Raw genomic sequence first — 1069 nt, forward strand, 5'->3', positions numbered from 1 at the left:
GAAGCCGCATCAGCGTTGTTTCAGGTTGTCGCGCAACGGTATCTGAAAACATCGATCGTCATCACCACCAACCGATCGGTCTCCGAATGGGGCGAAGTCCTCGGCGACACCACCGTCGCCGCGGCCATGCTCGACAGGCTCCTACACCGCTCCGTCGTCCTCAAACTCGACGGCGACAGCTACCGACTACGAGACCACCACGCCCGCAACGAAACCCACCGCACAGCAATCGCACCCAGCCGCCGACCGCTATAATCCGACCGCACCCAGGTGAGGAATTTCAATGAGCATCACTGGGGACTTTCGATGAGCCTGATCAGAGAATCGCCGTCGCGTATCAGACCTATCAAGTGGGGACGCATCCGGGCGGAAGTCCGACGTCGGCACTGAAGGCGCCACGCTGTTCGACTGACGCGCGCACCGCTGCAATCGCGGTCCATGCTCACTCAAAGAGCGTGCCGACTTGGGGCGGGAAGGTGATGGACTCATCGTTGCGTGCATCGGGGTTCGTTTCAGACGCGCGGGTGTGGTTGGCAAGCAGGAGTCGATCAAGCAGCTCCGCCCGGGCCGCCGCGTCAGGCCCCCACCGATCCACCTGTCGATACGTGTGGAAACCAGGGACTGCTGCACCGAGAGGTGACAGTTACGGTGTTATGCCGCCGGGGCGGCTGTGTTGATGATGGTCTCGTATTCGATCGGGGTCAATCGGCCGAGGCGGGCTTGCCGACGGCGTCGGTGGTAGGTCCGTTCGATCCACGTGACGATCGCGATCCGCAGCTGCTCGCGGGTGGCCCAGCGGTGCCGGTCGAGGACGTTGCGCTGGAGCAGCGCGAAGAACGATTCCATCGCGGCGTTATCGCCGGCAGCGCCCACGCGGCCCATCGACCCGACAAGGCCGTGCTGGTTCAACGCTGCCACGAACTTGCGCGACCGAAACTGAGAACCCCTGTCCGAGTGAACAATACACCCGGCGACGGGACCAGGTCGACGGGCAACAGCATTGTTCAGAGCGTTCACCGCCAGGCGGGATTGCATGCGTGAATCGATGCTGTAGCCGACGATCCGCCCC

2 protein-coding genes are annotated in these 1069 nt (G+C 63.1%); one reads left to right on the top strand and one right to left on the bottom strand.

The genetic code is table 11. The features are described from left to right. Positions 1–255, top strand: a 255-nt coding sequence (locus AXK61_RS24475) for an ATP-binding protein (RefSeq protein ID WP_197466844.1), incomplete at its 5' end; no start/stop codon positions are given. Between the two features lie 396 nt (positions 256–651). Here the strand turns inward: AXK61_RS24475 and AXK61_RS16365 are convergent. After that, a partial coding sequence (locus tag AXK61_RS16365) for a DDE-type integrase/transposase/recombinase (protein WP_156485713.1) occupies positions 652–1069 on the bottom strand: 418 nt, incomplete at its 5' end.

The organism is Tsukamurella pseudospumae (assembly GCF_001575205.1).
GTDB classification, from domain to species: domain Bacteria; phylum Actinomycetota; class Actinomycetes; order Mycobacteriales; family Mycobacteriaceae; genus Tsukamurella; species Tsukamurella pseudospumae.